General features: G+C 41.0%; 17 protein-coding genes. 14 read left to right on the plus strand and 3 right to left on the minus strand.

Going from position 1 to position 19,124, the window contains the following annotated elements:
- Positions 1 to 70 precede the first annotated feature (70 nt).
- The 3 genes from U2718_RS03660 to U2718_RS03670 all read right to left on the minus strand — a co-directional run bounded on the left by U2718_RS03660 (position 71) and on the right by U2718_RS03670 (position 3,694).
- The gene (locus U2718_RS03660) at positions 71 to 400 is read right to left on the minus strand and encodes a ferredoxin family protein (protein WP_341994112.1); all 330 of its coding nucleotides are present in this window, start codon (positions 398 to 400) and stop codon (positions 71 to 73) included.
- 66 nt (positions 401 to 466) lie between these two features.
- Positions 467 to 2,179, minus strand: a complete 1,713-nt coding sequence (locus U2718_RS03665) for an FAD-binding protein (RefSeq protein ID WP_341994111.1) — start codon at positions 2,177 to 2,179, stop codon at positions 467 to 469.
- Positions 2,180 to 2,653: 474 nt separating this feature from the next.
- The gene (locus tag U2718_RS03670; protein ID WP_341994110.1) at positions 2,654 to 3,694 is read right to left on the minus strand and encodes an NADP(H)-dependent aldo-keto reductase; all 1,041 of its coding nucleotides are present in this window, start codon (positions 3,692 to 3,694) and stop codon (positions 2,654 to 2,656) included.
- A gap of 510 nt (positions 3,695 to 4,204) precedes the next feature.
- On the opposite strand from U2718_RS03670, the gene U2718_RS03675 reads away from it, so the two are divergent.
- The 14 genes from U2718_RS03675 (at position 4,205) to U2718_RS03740 (ending at position 19,097) form a co-directional block, all read left to right on the plus strand.
- Positions 4,205 to 5,872 (plus strand): iron uptake porin, encoded by a 1,668-nt coding sequence (locus tag U2718_RS03675; RefSeq protein WP_341994109.1) that lies wholly within the window; start codon positions 4,205 to 4,207, stop codon positions 5,870 to 5,872.
- Between the two features lie 88 nt (positions 5,873 to 5,960).
- Positions 5,961 to 7,064, plus strand: coding sequence for a sulfonate ABC transporter substrate-binding protein (locus U2718_RS03680; protein ID WP_341994108.1), 1,104 nt, complete (start codon positions 5,961 to 5,963; stop codon positions 7,062 to 7,064).
- A 203-nt stretch (positions 7,065 to 7,267) separates the two neighbouring features.
- Positions 7,268 to 8,089 carry an NADPH-dependent oxidoreductase gene (locus tag U2718_RS03685; protein ID WP_341994107.1) on the plus strand — a complete coding sequence of 274 codons (822 nt, stop codon included), beginning with the start codon at positions 7,268 to 7,270 and terminating at the stop codon, positions 8,087 to 8,089.
- Positions 8,090 to 8,511: 422 nt separating this feature from the next.
- Entirely contained in the window at positions 8,512 to 9,306 is a 795-nt protein-coding gene (locus U2718_RS03690; protein WP_341994106.1) for an ATP-binding cassette domain-containing protein, read from the plus strand.
- Between the two features lie 35 nt (positions 9,307 to 9,341).
- On the plus strand, positions 9,342 to 10,529 hold the full coding sequence (locus U2718_RS03695; RefSeq protein ID WP_341994105.1) for an acyl-CoA dehydrogenase family protein: 1,188 nt from the start codon (positions 9,342 to 9,344) through the stop codon (positions 10,527 to 10,529).
- 260 nt (positions 10,530 to 10,789) lie between these two features.
- Entirely contained in the window at positions 10,790 to 11,890 is a 1,101-nt protein-coding gene (locus tag U2718_RS03700) for an aliphatic sulfonate ABC transporter substrate-binding protein (RefSeq protein WP_341994104.1), read from the plus strand.
- 65 nt (positions 11,891 to 11,955) lie between these two features.
- A complete protein-coding gene (locus U2718_RS03705; RefSeq protein ID WP_341994103.1) occupies positions 11,956 to 12,819 on the plus strand; it encodes a TauD/TfdA family dioxygenase in 864 nt (287 codons plus the stop codon).
- 108 nt (positions 12,820 to 12,927) lie between these two features.
- Entirely contained in the window at positions 12,928 to 13,797 is an 870-nt protein-coding gene (locus U2718_RS03710; RefSeq protein WP_341994102.1) for a class I SAM-dependent methyltransferase, read from the plus strand.
- Between the two features lie 186 nt (positions 13,798 to 13,983).
- Positions 13,984 to 14,784: an aliphatic sulfonate ABC transporter permease SsuC gene (gene ssuC / locus U2718_RS03715; RefSeq protein ID WP_341994101.1), complete on the plus strand. Its 801-nt coding sequence runs from the start codon at positions 13,984 to 13,986 to the stop codon at positions 14,782 to 14,784.
- Between the two features lie 99 nt (positions 14,785 to 14,883).
- On the plus strand, positions 14,884 to 15,120 hold the full coding sequence (locus tag U2718_RS03720; RefSeq protein ID WP_341994100.1) for a hypothetical protein: 237 nt from the start codon (positions 14,884 to 14,886) through the stop codon (positions 15,118 to 15,120).
- 100 nt (positions 15,121 to 15,220) lie between these two features.
- A complete protein-coding gene (locus tag U2718_RS03725; RefSeq protein ID WP_341994099.1) occupies positions 15,221 to 16,021 on the plus strand; it encodes a phosphate/phosphite/phosphonate ABC transporter substrate-binding protein in 801 nt (266 codons plus the stop codon).
- A 59-nt stretch (positions 16,022 to 16,080) separates the two neighbouring features.
- On the plus strand, positions 16,081 to 17,175 hold the full coding sequence (sfnG, locus tag U2718_RS03730; RefSeq protein ID WP_341994098.1) for a dimethylsulfone monooxygenase SfnG: 1,095 nt from the start codon (positions 16,081 to 16,083) through the stop codon (positions 17,173 to 17,175).
- A gap of 49 nt (positions 17,176 to 17,224) precedes the next feature.
- Positions 17,225 to 18,433, plus strand: coding sequence for an SfnB family sulfur acquisition oxidoreductase (locus U2718_RS03735; RefSeq protein WP_341994097.1), 1,209 nt, complete (start codon positions 17,225 to 17,227; stop codon positions 18,431 to 18,433).
- 10 nt (positions 18,434 to 18,443) lie between these two features.
- Positions 18,444 to 19,097, plus strand: coding sequence for a peroxidase-related enzyme (locus tag U2718_RS03740; protein ID WP_341994096.1), 654 nt, complete (start codon positions 18,444 to 18,446; stop codon positions 19,095 to 19,097).
- The last annotated feature ends 27 nt before the right edge of the window (positions 19,098 to 19,124 follow it).

A 19,124-nucleotide genomic window follows, 5' to 3' on the forward strand; every position in this document is an offset into this window, starting at 1 on the left:
TAGGAAGAAGCCTGGGCAACGGAAGCCGCAGCCCAGAACCGGAATGGGAAAAAGGAGAAAGAAATTTGTTCTACTTCATCTGCTTCAGTAGTTGGTAAGTAGAATCTTGTTGGGCTGTGGTGGTGCGATCGCGCCCCCAACCAATATTTCGGCGGTAGCTTCCCAAAAGACCAGCTTCTTTGAGTGACTTTTCGTCTATCTCTGCCAGAGGTTCAACTTCCGGGGCGACATAAAGCGCATCTACCGGACAATACAATTCACACATGAAACAGGTTTGACAGTCGCTTTGACGAGCAATTTTGGGTGGTGCGTCTGGTACTTTGTCGAAAACATTAGTCGGACAAGCACTGACGCAGATATTACATTGAATGCACCGCGACTCACTGACTAACTCAATCATGGGTATCGGGGATCGGGTCAAGAGGACACGGGGACGCGGGGACATGGGGACACGGAGAATAGTGATTCATGTTCTTGCCTCTTGTCTCCCCACGCCAGGTGACGCCAGGTGCTTCAATGCGCTTAACCCGCGCAACGCACTAGCTCCTCTCCTTGTCTCCCTATCCTCTTCTCTTGTCCCTAATTCTTCAGCTTTTACCCAAACTTTATCCAAGCCACCACTAATTAAATGGTGTTGCTGATTGGCATCCTGTTGGGGATAGTCTAGGTGTCTGTGCATTCCCCGTGTTTCTTTGCGTTCTAGGGCGCTATTGTACATCCATCGTGCTGTAGCCACCATTGCAGCAGCTTCCCTGACACGGAGAATATTACCATCATCCGTAGCCTGGCTGGTACGAATCTCTTGCCAAAGGTTATCTAATCTTTGCAAGGATTCTGTTAACCCTTGCTGATTGCGGAAATAATTGCGATGGTAAGGGAAAACTTCTTCTTGAGTAGCTTCGATGATCTCTTGGCTATTGAGTTGATGTTGACTACCAGATGTAAATCCGACTGTACCGATCGCCTCTACTTGCCGTTGATTAGCTTGCTTGCCTAAACCATGAGCGTATTTAGCAGTATAATGCCCCGCCCAGTATCCCGAAGAGAGCGCCCAAGCCGCATTGTGACTACCACCCCCGGTGAATCCTCCACAGATTAATTCTCGCGTTGCTGCATCTCCAGCAGCATATAGTCCCAGTACAGAACTTGCGCAAGTATAATCGGTAATCCGAATCCCACCTGTACCCCGCACTGTTCCTTCTAAACGTAAGGTAACAGGGAAGCGTTGAGTAAAGGGATCGATGCCTGCACGATCAAAAGGTAAGAAGAAGTTGGGCTGGGCTAGACGCATCTGTACGCGCATTTGTTCAGTGGCTTGGTCTAAGATGGCATAGACTGGCTGCGTTAATAAGGTTTTGGCAATAACAGAACGCCCTCTTTGGGAACCTGCACCTGGTATAGGTGTGCCATCTTGGTAAGTGAAGGTAGCCCAATTATAAAACAGGGTTTTGGTAACAGAAGAAAAGGCAGGTGCGATGCCATAAGCATTGGAAAATTCCATCCCCGACATTTGCGCACCCGCTTCAGCTGCCATAAGGTATCCATCTCCTGTTAGGACATTGCAACCTAAAGCTTTGCTCAAAAAAGCACAGCCACCGGTGGCAATGATAACTGCGTGCGATCGCACAACCCACTTTTGACTAGTCTGACGGTTAACTCCCGTCGCCCCTGCAACTGCACCCTCTGCATCTACCAATAGTTGCAAAGCCGGACTATGGTCTAAAATCTTCACCCCTGCCCGTTTAATTTGCTTTCGCATCAGGCGCATATATTCTGGGCCTTGCAGACTGCGTCGATAGGGTTTACCTTCCTCATCCGTCGGAAAGGGATAACCCCACTCTGCTAGTAGGTTGACGTTCGCATAAGTCTGATCCAGCACTCGTTGCATCCAATCACGGCTGGACAAAAATCCCCCTAATGCTTCGCGAGAAGCCATTGCTGCTTCCCTTGCTTCCGGTTCTGGTGGCACGTACCACACTCCGTTACCCGATGCTGCTGCACAGCCACTAGTACCGCAATAACCTTTATCTACCAAAACAACCTTCGCACCAAAAGATGCAGCACTCCAAGCCGCCCAAGTGCCAGCTGGGCCTCCACCAATTACTAACACATCACAATCTAAGTTCTGGTCACTATTGGTGGTAGATGAATCTGTTGAACACAACTGGTTCCTACTCATCGCATTCCTCGCTGCAAATATCAACGCTTGTCTAAACAGAAAAATATCTTTGCAAATGGTGTGGCGAGCGCCTGAGTGCGGATAGCGATCGCACTTAATTACTAACTACAAAATGCAATATATCAATGATGCAAACAGATAGCTTATTAATTACGCTTCCTCAGCATAGTAGCATTCCAAGTATTAAATACGATTTATTGCTCGATTTACCGTACTTTGTTAATGAAGTAAGCTTTGCATACTTTTTTGAGAAAATCAAGAACAGCTTTAATAAAAATTTATATGTTAATAAATTCAAAATCTTATAAATCTATCGATTTACAGTATTTAATAATTAAATTTTATAAATTTTGACAGCCATAGATTTATATAATTAAAGTTAAATACATAGAAAAACCGCCATAAATGGCGGTTTTATTAATTATATCTAGGGTAATAATATAAAATACTAAACAAAGTTTTATTTTTGAATTATTAAGGTGCAGAATTTGGATAACGAGTGTGAACTAGATCCAATTCTGCTAAAATCTCCTTGTCGAGAACTACATTCAGGCTACCTAAATTTTCTTGCAGTTGTTCTAATGTTGTTGCACCAATAATCGTGCTACTTACAAACCATCGACTTTGTACAAATGCTATGGCTAACTGTGCAGGTTTGAGATTATATTTTTTAGCTATTTTCACGTACTCTGCAACAGCCTCGTTTACATTTGGCTTCAAATAACGCTGTCCAAAACCTGGAAACAAAGTTATGCGTGTATTTTCTGGTGTATTATCACCTGTATACTTCCCAGACAAGAAACCAAATCCCAAAGGGCTATAGGCTAGCAAACCAACATTGGTGTGTCGAGAAACTTCTGCCAAAGCTGAATCAAACACGCGATTTAATAAATTATAGGCATTTTGAATTGAAACAACTCTAGGTAATCCTAGCTGTTGAGAGACACGAATAAACTCACTTACTCCCCAAGGAGTTTCATTACTTAACCCTAAATAACGAATTTTACCTGCTTTAATTACATCAGCAAAAGCCTCTAACTGCTCGGCAATACTCACAGTTTCTCGCTCAAAACTAGGATTATATTCAGTTTGTCCAAAGGTGGGAACATAACGGTCTGGCCAATGAATTTGATACAAATCGATGTAATCTGTTTGTAGTCGCTTGAGGCTATCATCCACAGCCTGTTTAATATTGTCCCGATCAACTTTAATATCTCCCCCTCGCAGCCATTTAAAAGGACGACCCGGCCCTGCTATTTTGGTTGCAATAATGAGGCGATCGCGTTGTTGTTTTTTCAGCCATTCTCCGATATAAGCCTCTGTTCTTCCTTGAGTTTCGCCACGAGGAGGAACTGGATACATTTCCGCAGTATCAATGAAATTTATCCCTTGAGCAATAGCATAGTCTAGTTGTTGATGGGACTCTTCAATAGTATTTTGATGCCCATAAGTCATGGTTCCCAGACAAATTTCTGAAACCTTAAGGTTGCTTTCACCAAGTTGATTGTACTTCATATTCTTGAATAGTTTTCTTTAGTTATATTCTCCTACAAATTATAAAAATACTACATTTTTACTAAAAGTACACTAAAACTATAGTTTTATCGTAGTTAATTGTAAAAAGCGTATATTACCAAATATTGTTTTCATAGGCAATATAATTATTGAAATATTAATTTTTAATTTAAATGTAGCTAATCATACTTATGCTGTACAGTTTTGGTGAAAAAATGCTATCTAGTAAAATTAATCTACTTTAAATCTACTGATTTACTGTATATTAATGTTGCAAGGTAATTTTTGCTTGCCAGAGTGGTACTATCTTTCCTCCAATTGCAAATAAGGGAGGAAGGATATTTTGTAAGTAATTATTGATGAAAATCTCAAAAAACAACAATGATTACTTTACAATTCCTGCTCATATGAACTTTCCTTTAGAAAATCAAATAGTTCCGATGTCATCCGCTAGCTTGTGCGGAATTACAAAGGATTGTGTACTAGACCGAAGTTTGTGTGCCGATCAAGATGAAAAAAACATTTTGGAATTTGTTATTCACTTTCCCAGTCTTTTTAATGCTGCTGTTTTTAGTAGCTAGTACAAGAACTTTTGCCCAAGAACAAGGAAGAGAAAAATCTCCATCAATCACCCAAAATACCCCAGAAACAACACCTGCTGAACCATCCCAACCATCAGCACAGTCAACAACTGAATCACCTGTTACATCAGTATCTGAGCTTTCTGATGTACAACCTACCGATTGGGCTTTTGTTGCACTCCAATCTTTAGTAGAAAGATATGGATGCATAGTAGGTTACCCTGATAGTACTTATCGTGGGAATCGCGCTTTAACTCGCTATGAATTTGCGGCAGGATTAAATGCTTGTTTAGATCAAGTCAATAAATTGATTGCATCCTCGACAGCTGAGTTAGCGACTAAAGAAGACTTAGCTACATTGCAACGCTTGCAAGAGGAATTTAGACCAGAATTGGCTCAATTACGGGGAAAAGTAGAATCTTTAGAAGCCCGAACAGCACAAGTAGAAGCGAATCAGTTTTCTACGACAACCAAACTAGTTGGTGATGCAATCTTCGTAGTGGCTGATAGCTTTGGCGATACAGTAAATAACACTGCCGCTGATGATACAGAAGATGACACTACCACCTTTTTTGCTTACCGTGCCAGGCTTGCTTTACAAACTAGCTTTAATGGTAAAGACCAATTAACAACAGGTTTACAAGCAAGCAATGTTCCTAACTTGGCACCATCTACGGGAACTCACATGACCCGTTTTACATTTGATCGACAAGGTGCCTTCGCAGATAGTGAACTGTATCTAGATCGGTTGTATTATCGTTTCCCGGTAGGTGACAAACTGACTTTTTGGGTAGGCCCCAGAGCGCTTCAACCTGCCGTTCATACTCCTACCTTGAATCCCTTAGTTGGTGGAATCAACGGTGCTGTCTCCCGATTTGCCACCTTTAACCCTACTGTTTACCGACCTGGCTTTGACGGTGCTGGTGCTGCTTTGGCATATAAGTTTAGCAAACAATTCCAATTAAACCTGAGTTACATAGGAGATAACTTTCAGACTAATGTACCGGAAATAGGTTTTTCCGATGCGAACAACATTGCATTTGCTCAATTAACTATATCCCCTAGTAACGAGCTAGATTTTGGTCTGAGCTATGTCCGCAAATACTTTGCTAGTAATACTGGTTTTAACCTTACTGGTGGTACAGGTAGTGCATTTGCGAGAAACCCTTTTCAACAAAATGCCACTGCATCTGATAACTTTGGACTTCAATTTAACTGGAAAGTTACTAATGGTTTTAACGTAGCTGGCTGGTTTGGTTATACACTCGCCCATCAAATCCGCGGCGGTGATAACGATGCGACTATCATTAACGGTGCGCTTACCTTTGCCTTTCCAGATTTGTTTAGAGAAGGAAATGTAGGTGGATTTATCGTTGGTGTACCGCCTAAAGCTATCAGTAACGACTTTAGACCTAATCCTGGAGCGGATCGCCGAGAAGATAACGATACTTCTTTACACTTAGAGGCTTTTTATAGCTATCGGGTAAATAACAACATTACTATTACCCCAGATTTGTATGTGATTCTCAACCCAGAACACAATAGTGATAACGATCCAATTTGGGTAGGAGCTTTGCGTACTACTTTTACTTTCTAATCAAGATACCGGAGTATGATATTTTTTTAATTATCTACTCCGATACATCTATCAAATTAGTGTACTTATTTTGTTTTGCGGATTAAACATGATGAGGCAACTTTTAAAAATTGTAATTTCAAGACTTACAAAAGTAAGATTATTGAGTTTATTAAGTCAAAAGAAGTTCTTGTCTATTCCGCCTCTTTCTATCTCTGGTGCTTTTGTGGCTGGATTATGCTTGAGCTTATTATTTGCTGCTTGCACAGGAAATAACTCTGTTGAAAATAGCAATGTAACGGCGGCGAATAATACCAATCAAAATAAAGCATCAGTCGTTAGATTTGGCTATCAAAAATCCCTAATTCTTCTTAAAGCTAAAGGTGTTTTAGAAAAGCGGCTTCAACCAGAAGGTGTATCTGTTGAATGGATAGAATTTCCTGCCGGGCCGCAACTTTTAGAAGCAATGAATGTGGGAAGTATTGACTTTGGACATGCGGGAGAATCACCACCTATTTTTGCTCAAGCAGCAGGTACTCCACTTACCTATGTTGCAGGAATCGCACCAAGCCCTCAAGGTTCAGCTATTCTTGTTGCCAAGAACTCTCCTATTAAAACAGTTGCTGATTTGAAAGGAAAAAAAGTTGCTTTCCAAAAAGGTTCTAGCGCTCACTATATGCTAGTACAAATTCTAGAAAAATATGGCTTAAAATATACAGATATTCAACCTATATATTTACCTCCTGCTGATGCCCGTGCTGCCTTTGTCAAAGGTAGTATTGATGCTTGGACTATTTGGGATCCCTTTTATGCAGCCGCTGAAAAATCAGCTAATGCTCGTGTTTTAATTGATGGCACAGGAATAAATAAGCAGGGAGGCTATTATTTAGCTACTAGAAAGTTTGCGACTGAGCAACCAGAAATTATTAAAGCAGTACTTGAAGAAATTCAAAAACTAGAAGAATGGTCTGATCAAAATCGAGATGAGGTAGCAGGAATTCTTGCGCCAGTTTTGGGAATTGATTTAGACACTATGAAAAAAGCAAGTTCAAGAAGAAAATTTGGTGTTGTACCTATTGATGAGAATTTGATTGCTATACAACAGCAAGTTGCTGATAAATTTTATGAACTGAAGTTGATACCAAAACAAATTGATGTGAAAGAGGCAATGCTTACACCACAGCAATATGCGGCTTTTTCTCCAAAGATATAGATTGGTTAGGAACATTAAGATCCCCCCACCCCCTTAAAAAGGGAGCTTTAGAAATTCCCCCCTTTATAAGGGGGGTTAGGGGGGATCTAGGTTTTAAGTTGGTTATTAACTACTAACCCTCCGGGTTCGCCAGTCACCTGCGCTCGTGTTACCCTCCCGCAGTGCTGGCTCACCACTAACTACTATCCACTAACAAAAAATGTATGACTAATCCTACTGAGTTACTCAATCGCCGTTATGGTGTGAGTGCATTCCATACAGATATTCCTTGGAATGACTGTATTGATACTCTTTTATCTCATCGTTCAATTCGTGCTTATCTAAGTGACTCTTTACCGTCAGGAACTCTAGAAACTTTAATAGCAGCAGCACAATCCGCTTCTACTTCTTCTAATCTTCAGACGTGGAGTGTTGTGGCGGTGGAAAGTTCCAACCGTAAGGAAAAGTTATCGCAACTAGCTAATAATCAAGCACACATTCGTCAGTGTCCTCTTTTCTTGGTATGGTTAGCTGATTTGGCAAGATTGACGCACATTGCTGAAAGTCGGGGGCTGCCACATCAGGGTTTGGATTACTTAGAAATGTTTTTGATGGCAGCGATAGATGCAGCATTGGCGGCGCAAAATGCAGTAGTAGCAGCAGAATCTCTTGGTTTAGGAACAGTTTATATTGGTGCGTTGCGTAATCGTCCAGAGGAAGTGGTGCAGGTTCTGAATTTACCGCCTTATGTTTTTGCAGTTTTCGGGTTGTGTGTGGGTTATCCCGATCGCACAATAGAAACTGCAATTAAACCCCGCTTACCCCAAACAGCAGTATTACACCGGGAAACCTATAAATTAAGCGAACAAGATGAAGCGATCGCACTTTACAATCAAGTCATGAAAGCATTCTATAATTCCCAAAAAATGAATGTACCCGGTGATTGGACGGAACATTCAGCTAAACGAGTCGCGTTTGCCGAATCTTTATCAGGACGCGATCGCCTAAGGGAAGTTTTAAATAATTTAGGGTTTGAACTGCGTTAAGCACACCTTATTACTTTTACATTTTGTTGTAAAAAAATGCTTGCCTTTTTTTTCTAACTATGTAAAGCTATTATAAACTAAATACGGTATTCCTACCAATTTACCGTATTATATGTGAGTACGCTAATTAGCATCAAAATCCAAGGCATCAATGCCACGGAAATAACTGCTAGACAAAGATTGTAGGTCGAAAACACATAACGACATCAGGGAAAATGTCAATCCAAAAGTGCTGTTGCCCCATTAGTTCATCTAGTTGTCTCTGTTGTTAGGCATCTAACAGAGAAAACAATATTATCTTTGCAGCGCAGTATTGTAGAAATTTGCAAACAGCATACAAGCAGAAATTGACTGTAAAAGAAGAAGATTGGGCATTTCTATTTACCGAGAGTTATTAGTTTAAAGATGGGAGGTTTTTTGGTATGGTATCCGAACCACGCGGAATGCACTTGCAATTACAAGGACTGAGGAAGTCTTTTGGAACTAAGACAGTTCTGCAAGACATCGATTTAGAAATTCAGCCAGGGGAATTCGTTGCGATCGTTGGTCGCAGTGGATGCGGTAAAAGTACGATGCTACGTCTGGTTGCTGGATTAGATGCACCAAGTTCTGGTGGCGTGTTTTTGGATGGCAAACATAGCCATCAGCGGATTAATCCGACAATTCGGATGATGTTTCAAGATGCACGACTTTTGCCTTGGCAGCGAGTGTTATCCAATGTAGAGTTAGGATTACTTGGTTCTAATTCCAAGATATATGCCAAGCAAACAGCTTTACAAGTGCTGCGTGCAGTGGGCTTAGAAGACCGTGCTTATGAATGGCCGGGTATTCTTTCTGGCGGACAACGTCAACGCGTAGCGCTAGCAAGAGCGTTGGCAAGTAAACCTTCATTGATGCTGTTAGATGAGCCTCTAGGAGCGTTAGATGCTCTGACACGGATTGAAATGCAGCAATTGCTAGAGGATTTATGGCAAGAGCAGAAATTTACTGCTTTGTTAATTACCCATGATGTGGAAGAAGCCGTAGTGCTAGCAGATAGAGTGGTATTGATAGAAAACGGTCAAATTGGCATGGATGTAAAAATTGATCTGCCACGTCCGCGTCCGAGAGGAGATGCAGAATTTGCCCAGACAGTCGAGAGAATTTTACAGCGAGTGATGGCTAAACCTCAAAGCGATCGCTCCCATGAATATGCCCTAAATTCGGAAGCTGCATAAGTTCTCCCCAGTCACAACCAGGAGATTAACGGGCAATGGTACAACTATTAGTAAAAGAAGAGTCTAAAAATTGGATTGCGATCGCTGCTTCTCTATCTGCGGAACTTACTGCTACAGCAGTAGAAAGAGATAGCAAAGCCGGGCTTCCAGATGTAGAAATCCAAAAGTTGCGAGAAACTGGCTTGTTGCCTTTGGTTGTACCGCAAGAATATGGTGGTACTGGTGCAACTTGGGCAGAAGCTTTAAAAATTGTCCAAGAACTCTCGAAAGCAGATGGTTCGATTGGACAGTTGTATGGCAATCACCTCAATTTAACAGCCTTGGGTCATGTTTCCGGTACTAGCGAACAAAAAGAAAGTTATTATCGCCAAACTGCCGAACATAACTTATTCTGGGCAAATGCCATCAACACGCGCGATACTAGACTGAAAATTAACCCAGATGGCGAGCATTTCCGCGTTAATGGAGTCAAAAGTTTTGGTACGGGTGTTGCGATTGCAGATTTGCGCGTCTTCTCTGCTCTTCAAGATGGTGTAGAACTGCCGTGGCTGTTTGTTATTCCCAAAGATAGGGCTGGTGTCGTTTCTAACCAAGACTGGGATAACATCGGACAGCGACGTACAGATAGCGATACATTTACCTTCCACGATGTTTTGGTGAAAAAAGATGAAATCTTGGGATATCCTCATCCTCCTGATGGTGCTTTTGCTACATTTTTGGGAATCATCGCTCAATTAACCAAAACTTATGTTTATTTGGGTATTGCGGAAGGGGCGTTAACTGCTGCCAAAGAATACACCGCAACTCAAACAAAACCGTGGATTACATCGGGTGTAGATAGTGCCAAAAAAGACCCATATATTCTGTATCATTATGGAGAAATGTGGACAGAACTGCAAGCAGCCATTGCTTTGAGCGATCGCACTGCTGCCCAAGTTCAACAAGCGTGGGAAAAGGACGTAAACCTGACTTTGGAGGAAAGGGGAGAAATAGCGATCGCAGTCTTCGCTGCTAAAGCCCTTGCTACCCGTGTTGGCTTAGATATCACCAACAAAATTTTTGAAGTCATGGGAACCCGTTCCACAGCTAGTAAATATGGGTTTGACCGTTATTGGCGGGATTTGCGTACCTTTACCCTACACGATCCAGTGGATTACAAATTGCACGATATTGGTAATTGGGTACTCAACCAGGAATTACCTCTAGTTACCCAATATTCTTGAAGTATAAGTTTTCGCCACAGTAAGCCTCTCATCAAGTTATCTAAGGTGGGTAATCCCCACCTTACTTCCTAGATTCTTAAATTTGGAATATTGAATTTTACATCAAAAATAATAATTTAAAAATTTATTCAATTTAAGGACAATATTTGACTACCTGAACAACCATCTTCATGGATATCTGACAACACTTTTATCGGAGTCTCTCTATTCTCCGATCATAAATTTTCAACCATATACTCACAGAAAAAATAAGTCAACTTATGCAAGCTTTGAAAGCAAAACTAGAATCTTGGAAACATCGTCCTATCACTCGTCGCTCTGCATTATTTGCTCTTGGTTATAGTTTAGTAATATCTACTACACTGTTGAGTTGCACTTCATCACCAAATAACACTCAGCAACAAGCTTCACCCATCTCTAATACAGCTAGTACATCTAGTGGTAATACTACTAAAAAAGTGGTTAGAATTGTTCGTTCTAAACAGCTAACAGCCTTAGCTGTCTTGGAACAAAAAGGTATTCTTGAAAAAAGATTAGAACCTCTTGGTTATAAGGTAGAGTGGCCAGAATTTGCCGCCGGGCCACAACAACTAGAAGCATTGAATGCAGGTGGACTTGACATTGCTTCTACTGCTGAATCACCTCCTGTTTTTTCCCAAGCAGCCGGAACACCACTTGTTTATCTGGCTGCTAATGCCTCTGATGGAAAATCAGTTTCACTTTTAGTTCCTACCAACTCAAATGTTAAAAGTGTAAAAGATTTAAAAGGTAAAAAAATAGCTTCCCAAAAAGCATCTATTGGTCACTATCTCATAGTTAAAGCATTAGAAAAAGAAGGTCTCAAGCTGAATGATATTGAGCCAGTTTATCTACCTCCTCCAGATGCAAATGTGGCATTCAGTCAAGGTAGAGTAGATGCTTGGTTTATCTGGGAGCCTTTTGTAACTAGAAATGTACAAAACAAAGTTGGTCGTGTATTGATAGATGGTGGAAACTTACGCGATACTAACAACTTTTACTCGACGACACGTAAGTTTTATCAAGAAAATCCTGAAGTAATTAAAGTATTTTTAGAGGAATTACAAAAAGCGCAAGTCTGGGCAAAGAATAACCCCAAAGAAATTTCACAATTGCTTGCCAAAACAACTCAACTCGACCCACCCACGCTGGAAATCATGCATACAAAGTATGATTTTAAACTGGTACCAATCACAGAACAAGTCATCAATAAACAACAAGAGGTTGCAGATATGTGGTACAGCCTCAAACTCATACCCAAAAAGGTAAATGTTAGAGATGGGTTTTTGACTCCTGAGCAGTACGCCGAAATAACTCCAAAGGAAGTACTCGCTCAAAATTAGCAATTTCTAAGAGTTTTTTTACAGCTTTTTACAAAAATTGTATGCAATTTTGAATTGTATTAACTATGCCAACACTAACTCTGACTGAATTTAAGATTACTCCCCTTGATGCACCTTTAGGAGCTGTTGTTACTGGACTTGATGCTAGCCAAGCCATTGCGCCTGAAGTCATTTTGCAACTCAAGCAAGTACTGCGTGACTACCATATCTTGATTTTCAAAAATCAAGAGCTTGATGAGCAGCAATTCTTAAAATTTGCCTTTTATTTTGGTTCTTTATTTGTCCCACCAAATGATATTCCCGTGCTAGCTTCCGAGCCAGGAGTTACACCTGTCATTATTTCGATTTCTAATATTGATGGTGGTTATACAGGTACTGGTGAACTGACTTTTCATTCCGATCACAAATGGACTCCTTACCCGTCTAGTGGTTCTTTACTTTATGCCTTGGAAGTTCCTACACAAGGAGGAAATACCTATTGGTTAAATCTGAATTTAGTATATGAAAGCTTGGACGAGGCTACTAAACACAGAATTGCAGATTTACAGTTGATTACCTATAATCCGTTTTTAAATCAACCAAATGCACCTCGTTCTAAGTATCGTCTTGATAAAAGTATTCCCTTAATCAGTCCAGTTTTTCCTCATCCACTAGTCCGGACTCATCCAGAGAGTGGTAAAAAGATTTTGTATCTAGACTATGCCACAGAAGTAGAAGTTGTGGGCTTAGATCCACAAGAAGGAGCAGAATTAATAGAACAGTTACGAGAGCATTTAAATCAGCCACAGTTCTATTACAAACACAAATGGTCACCAGGTGATATTGTCTATTGGGATAATCAAGCCACTTTACATTATCGTGAAGCTTTTGATCCAAATGAACGACGGGTAATGAAGCGAGTAAGTCTTGCTGGTAGTCGTCCATTTTAATAACAGTTTTTTAGTTACTTGATTCAGTCTAAATAGTAAAGTTTTAATGCTCTTTTACCTAATTGATTAATATCTCAAACATTAGTTTACGGGGTAAAGAAGAGTAATATGGCTTTGCTATTTCATAAGAATGATGACAGTTTAGTTCAGGAATTTCTGCACATGACAACAATCCCTGCCTACGACCCAACTTTATTTACAGGTGCTGCTTGGTATTATGCCCAATACAGACCGAAATATCCACCAATTGTGTTTGATTTGCTCACAGAGATATTTCATCTTGATGGCAAGGGAAAGCTCCTTGACTTGGGTTGTGGTGCAGGATTAATTACTATTCCTTTACGCGATCGCTTTGAAGAAGTTATCGGCTTAGATCCTGATCCTGAAATGCTACAAATTGCTCAACAACAAGCAACAGCAGTGGGTGCAACAAATATCAGTTGGGTACAAGACAGAGCCGAAAATATTTCTCCTCATGTTGATAAATTTCGTCTGGTAACTATTGGTCGAGCTTTTCACTGGATGCAGCGAGATTTTGTCTTGCAACGCGTATATGACTTACTTACTGATAATGGTGGTTTGGCAATTATCCAGACTCACGAAGATCCTTGGAATAGCGATCATCCTTGGAAAAAGACAGCTGTTGCTGTTGTCAAACGTTGGTTAGGTGAACAACGCCGCACTGGTGAAGGTGGTAAGGGAGTTTGGAAACCTTTGCAAATTTCCCATGAAGAAATCTTAGCTCTATCAGCTTTCTCCAGCCAAGCTAAATATGAAGTTAAATATCAACAATCTTGGACGGTTGATACTTACCTTGGCTATCTCTATTCCACAGCCTTTTGTCTCCCTAGTTATGTGGGAGAAAACCGCGAGAAATTTGAAGCAGATTTAAAAGAATCGTTACTTGCTGTTGAACCATCTGGGAGTTTTATAGAAGAATTACCGATTACAATAATTGCTGCTTGGAAAAACCAATAACTAATTTAATTATCATACATTTTCCAATTACTACAGAATTTCCAGTGTTAAATTATTTAACTAGATTTAGCAATCAATTGAATTAATTGTAATCAATTCAGTACTTCAGACAAATTATTTCTAAAGTCCCATAATCCTATGAAAATAATTTACTCTTCTCGTAAGGATTTTAATTCGAGGCAGACGATGAAACAAAATAAACTCCAATTTAAGTTTTTAAAGAATCGTCATACTCAGTCACTTATTCCTTGGGTTGTACCCATATCGATACTTCTTTTATGGCAGTTGTTTTCTTCTGTTGGCTTAATCCCAACAAGAATTTTACCTGCTCCTTTAAGTGTCTTGAATGCTGCTGTTGAATTAGCTAAAACAGGCGAACTTTTTAGAAATATTGGGATTAGTGCTACACGAGCAATTACAGGTTTTTTAGTTGGTGGAAGTATTGGATTTGCTTTGGGGCTAATAAATGGCATTTCCCCTATTGCCGAAAAACTATTAGATACATCTATTCAGATGCTCCGCAACATTCCTAACTTAGCTTTAATTCCCCTGGTAATTTTGTGGTTTGGAATTGGCGATGAAGCGAGATTATTTCTTGTCGCTTTAGGTGTAATGTTCCCCATTTATTTAAATACTTTTCACGGTATTCGTAGCGTTGATCCAGGATTGATTGAGATGGGAAGAATTTACGGTTTAAACGCTTGGGGTTTGTTTTGGCGAATTATTCTCCCTGGAGCAATGTCTTCTATTTTAGTGGGTGTGCGTTTCTCTTTAGGGATTATGTGGCTGACACTCATTGTCGCCGAAACTATCGCTGCTGATTCTGGTATCGGCTATATGGCAATGAACGCGAGAGAGTTTATGCAAACTGATGTCGTAGTATTAAGTATTTTGCTATATGCCATTTTTGGGAAGTTAGCGGATGTGATCGCCAGAGGCTTGGAAAACTACTGGTTGCAATGGAATCCCAATTATGTGAAGAGCTAGCTCTCAAAATCGGGTTGTTTTGACAAAGCTGGATGATTTGTTATACAATGTACGATAATCCTATCGACTTATCGTATTTAGTTTGAGGAAGCAATCAAAATGACATTAGCCCAAACTATCCACAAGGTTGAAAGAGTTAATGATTATGAATTGTGGAAGTTACCAAAACAAGGTGCTGCATTGTTCACGCGACTATGGTGGCACACTAAAGGATATAAAACAATTTTTGGAATTATGCTGTTGACCTTTGCTAGCTTGGGCTTTTTATACATCCATTGGTTAGGGCGAAAGGTAAGACAAGTTTCTAAGCATCACACTGTTGTAGAACAAGAATGATCATACTGACACTTAGCAATAAGGAGTGCGACAAATAAATTGACATAACTCATCTGCACAAAGCGATTTTCAATCCAAAATCTAAAATCCAAAATCCAAAATGGTATTACCAAGACTGCGTGCTGTATCTTACTTAGCTCCCAATTGGTTCGGATTCTACCAAGCCATTACAGCTTATCTAGGTCGTGTTTTAGGATTGGAAACACAGCTATACCAAGGAGAATGCGATCCTCTGGAAGATCCGTTATTAATGCAAGACCGAATAGATCTAGTATTTATTTGTGGGTTACCGCTAATTCGCTATTGTCAGGTGGTTTCAGATCAATTGCAGACATTGGTTGCCCCTGTAATGGAATCATCTCGATATTACAACCGCCCCGTTTACTTTGCAGACGTCATTGTCAATGCTGATAGTGATATCAGAGTATTGGCAGATTTGGCGGGAAAAACCTTATGCTATAACGATGTTGGATCTAACAGTGGTTATAATTTGCTCCGTCAAAGATTAATTCAAGAAAAATATCCCTTAAATTTTTTTGGCAAGACGATACAATCAGGTTCCCATCAACGTTCAATTCGTTGGGTAGTAGAGGGATTAGCAGACTGTGCAGCAATTGACAGTGTGGTTTTGGAACAAGAATTGCGCGACTTTCCTGAATTCTCTCAACATTTGCATGTGGTAGGAGTACTTGGCCCATCTCCTATGCCACCATTGGCAGTAGCACAGCATTTGGGTATACCTTTAATTGGGCAGATGCAGTCAGCGCTACTGCAACCAGATGCAGAACTGCAAAGGGCAATGGCACGAGTAGGAGTCAAACGTTTTGCCACAGTTGAATTAGAAGACTATAGAGTATTAGAGCAGACAAAGAGCGATCGCTTTTTTGTCAGCTTACCTTAATTAAAGAATTAACTAATATTTACGCTTTCATCATCCCAGTTCAACATAGAGGTGGAATCATGGATATCAAGTTTGCATACTGGGTTCCCAACGTTAGCGGGGGATTGGTAGTGAGTAAGATTCCCCAACGCACAGATTGGACTTTCGATTATAACGCTCAACTAGCTCAAACAGCTGAACAGGTGGGATTTGACTACGCTTTGGCTCAAGCTAGGTTTATTGCTAGCTATGGTGCAGAATACCAACTAGAAGCACTTTCTACTGTAGCAGCTTTAGCGCCAGTTACCGAGCGGTTAAAATTGATTGCTGCTGTTCATCCAGGATTGTGGCATCCAGGTGTAGTTGCCAAGATGGGTGCAACAATAGATTTTATTTCTCAAGGGCGCTTCTGCTTGAACGTCGTCAGTGGCTGGTTCAAAGGTGAATTTACAATTTATGGTGAACCTTGGTTAGATCATGATGAACGCTATCGTCGTTCAGAGGAATTTATCCGCGTGCTGAAAGGGATGTGGACAGAAGGTGAATTCCACTTCAAGGGTGACTTTTACCGCATTAACGGTGGATGGGTGAAACCTAAACCAGTCAATCAAAATCCCCATCCAGAAATTTTCCAAGGTGGAAACTCTAAAGCAGCGCGACGCATGGCAGCCCGTGTATCTGACTGGTATTTCATGAATGGTAATACTATTGATGGTGTACGGGAACAGATTCAGGAAGTATCTGCTCTGGCGCGTCAACAAGGTCGTAAAATCAAGTTTGGGCTGAATGCTTTTATTTTGGTACGAGATACGGAAGCCGAAGCTCATGCTGTGCTGCGAGAGATTATTGCTAAGGCAGATCAAGAAGCAGTTGAAGGCTTTGGAGAGGCAGTCAAACACGCAGGAGCATCTACTCGTGAACGACAAGGAATGTGGGCAAATTCTAGTTTTGAAGACTTAGTACAGTACAACGATGGCTTTAGAACAGGCTTGATTGGTACAGCTGAACAGGTAGCCGATCGCATTCGCCAATATTACGAGGTAGGAGTAGATTTAATTCTCGGTGGCTTCCTCCACTATAGCGATGACTTACCTGCATTCGGTCGTACAGTCATTCCTTTGGTACGTGAGATAGAAGCTAATCGTCGCACATCTGACGAGTTAGTAACTGTGTGAGTGAGCTTTACTCGCATACGAAAAATACACCTACCCAGAAGACAAAATTATGACAACTGCAATTAGTACTGAGCAGCAAACCCATGTAATTACTAGTGATGCAGAAGCGATCGCGATCGCTCACCAATTAGCAGCTGAATTTGCCAAAGGAGATTCTGAGCGCGATCGAGAGCGGCGTTTACCCAATGAAGAGGTGAAAAAGTTCTCTGGCAGTGGTTTGTGGGGTATTACAGTTCCCAAAGAGTATGGAGGCGCTTTTGTATCCAATGCCACTCTAGCAGAAGTCGTCAAAATTATCTCCGAAGCAGATCCCAGTCTTGGGCAAATTCCCCAAAATCACCTGTACATGGTAGAAGCTATCCGGCTAGATGGCACAGCAGAACAGAAGCACTTTTTCTTTGATTTGGTATTGCAAGATAAGCGGTTTGGTAATGCCTTTTCGGAAATTGGCACCAAGTCTGTTACTGACGTGCGAACACGTTTGGAAAAATCTGGTGATGGATACGTTCTCAACGGACGTAAATACTACTCTGCTGGTGCATTGTTAGCCCATTGGATTCCAGTGATTGCTGCTAATGATGAAGGTAAAACGGTAATCGCTTTTGTAGAAAGGGATGCAGAAGGATTAACCTTACTTGATGATTGGACAAGTTTTGGACAACGAACCACTGCTAGCGGCACTACTATTCTAGAGAATGTCAAGGTCAAACCAGAACATGTGATTCCTCATTACTTAGCTTTTGAGCGTGCCACACCTATGGGTGCTGTAGCCCAAATTATTCAAGCAGCTGTGGACGTTGGTATTGCCAAAGCTGCTGTACGAGATACAATCTACTTCGTTCGCAACCATACCCGCCCGTGGGTTGATAGTAATTTAGAACATGGTTATGAAGATCCCCTAACTATCTATAATTTCGGCAACGTCCAAATCCAAGTTCACGCTGCTGAAGCACTTTTGCGGCGTGCAGGTGAATTTATTGATGAAGCAAATGCTTCCGGCTTAGAAGAAACTAAAGTGGTTGAAGCTTCTATTGCAGTCGCTGAGGCTAAAGCACTGGCGACTGAAGCATCGCTGCTGGCAACTAACAAGTTATTTGAATTGGCAGGTACAAAGTCTACCTTACAAGAGTTTAACTATGATCGCCACTGGCGCAATGCCAGAGCGCATACGTTACACGATCCTGTGCGTTGGAAATACTACGCTGTGGGTAATTACTTCCTGAATAACGTTAATCCACCCCGTCATCCTTGGTTATAAAAGGATTTTTATGCCTAAAAACAGTCGCAAAACCAAAATTTTGCAGCCTCCTGTTCAAGCAACTGCAAACAAAGAGGCAATAGCTGTTCAAGACAAGAAAACGACGACGAACTCCTGGTTAGAAGTGCCAGAGGAAGCAACTCTACCACCCCAAGTACAGGCACTCTTCAAAGAACAACGCGATCGCTATGGTTTTGTTCATAGCTTCTTCCTTGGCTACTCACTCAATCCCGAACATTTGCTACTTTGGTTTAACTACTACAATGCTTTGATGTATGGTGAGGGTGAACTATCATCAAAGGAACGGGAAATCATCGCCATCGTATCTTCGGCAGCAAATAAGTGTGAATCTTGCGTTATTACTCACAAGGCTCATCTGCGAGAGGTAATTAAAGATCCTGTATTTCCTGACGTACTAGCACTGAACTATCAAGAGGTTGAACTGACAGAACGGGAGCTAGCTCTTGTGGAGTTTGCGATCAAAATTAATCAGAATGCCACAGAGCTTTCTTTTGAAGATATCAAGCCATTACGTCAGGCAGGGCTTTCTGATCGAGCAATTTTAGAAGCGGGTGAAATTGCCGCTCAATTCAGTCTTTCCAATCGCTTAACAAAAGCGTTCGGCTGGAAAGTGAGCAGCGAATACGATCGCTTGTATCGCTGATTTAAATTTCGGGGCAACTCCACCTCC

Source organism: Chlorogloeopsis sp. ULAP02, from assembly GCF_038404745.2.
Classification (GTDB): Bacteria; Cyanobacteriota; Cyanobacteriia; order Cyanobacteriales; family Nostocaceae; genus Chlorogloeopsis.

Bases quoted from the DNA above. Each gene is read 5' to 3' on its own strand.
- U2718_RS03675 (WP_341994109.1), top strand. From the start codon at position 4,205: ATGAAAAAAACATTTTGGAATTTGTTATTCACTTTCCCAGTCTTTTTA.
- U2718_RS03690 (WP_341994106.1), top strand. From the start codon at position 8,512: ATGGTATCCGAACCACGCGGAATGCACTTGCAATTACAAGGACTGAGG.
- U2718_RS03670 (WP_341994110.1), bottom strand. From the start codon at position 3,694: ATGAAGTACAATCAACTTGGTGAAAGCAACCTTAAGGTTTCAGAAATT.
- U2718_RS03735 (WP_341994097.1), top strand. From the start codon at position 17,225: ATGACAACTGCAATTAGTACTGAGCAGCAAACCCATGTAATTACTAGT.
- U2718_RS03680 (WP_341994108.1), top strand. From the start codon at position 5,961: ATGATGAGGCAACTTTTAAAAATTGTAATTTCAAGACTTACAAAAGTA.
- U2718_RS03705 (WP_341994103.1), top strand. From the start codon at position 11,956: ATGCCAACACTAACTCTGACTGAATTTAAGATTACTCCCCTTGATGCA.
- ssuC (WP_341994101.1), top strand. From the start codon at position 13,984: ATGAAACAAAATAAACTCCAATTTAAGTTTTTAAAGAATCGTCATACT.
- U2718_RS03740 (WP_341994096.1), top strand. From the start codon at position 18,444: ATGCCTAAAAACAGTCGCAAAACCAAAATTTTGCAGCCTCCTGTTCAA.
- sfnG (WP_341994098.1), top strand. From the start codon at position 16,081: ATGGATATCAAGTTTGCATACTGGGTTCCCAACGTTAGCGGGGGATTG.
- U2718_RS03725 (WP_341994099.1), top strand. From the start codon at position 15,221: ATGGTATTACCAAGACTGCGTGCTGTATCTTACTTAGCTCCCAATTGG.
- U2718_RS03710 (WP_341994102.1), top strand. From the start codon at position 12,928: ATGGCTTTGCTATTTCATAAGAATGATGACAGTTTAGTTCAGGAATTT.
- U2718_RS03660 (WP_341994112.1), bottom strand. From the start codon at position 400: ATGATTGAGTTAGTCAGTGAGTCGCGGTGCATTCAATGTAATATCTGC.
- U2718_RS03695 (WP_341994105.1), top strand. From the start codon at position 9,342: ATGGTACAACTATTAGTAAAAGAAGAGTCTAAAAATTGGATTGCGATC.
- U2718_RS03685 (WP_341994107.1), top strand. From the start codon at position 7,268: ATGACTAATCCTACTGAGTTACTCAATCGCCGTTATGGTGTGAGTGCA.
- U2718_RS03700 (WP_341994104.1), top strand. From the start codon at position 10,790: ATGCAAGCTTTGAAAGCAAAACTAGAATCTTGGAAACATCGTCCTATC.
- U2718_RS03665 (WP_341994111.1), bottom strand. From the start codon at position 2,179: ATGAGTAGGAACCAGTTGTGTTCAACAGATTCATCTACCACCAATAGT.
- U2718_RS03720 (WP_341994100.1), top strand. From the start codon at position 14,884: ATGACATTAGCCCAAACTATCCACAAGGTTGAAAGAGTTAATGATTAT.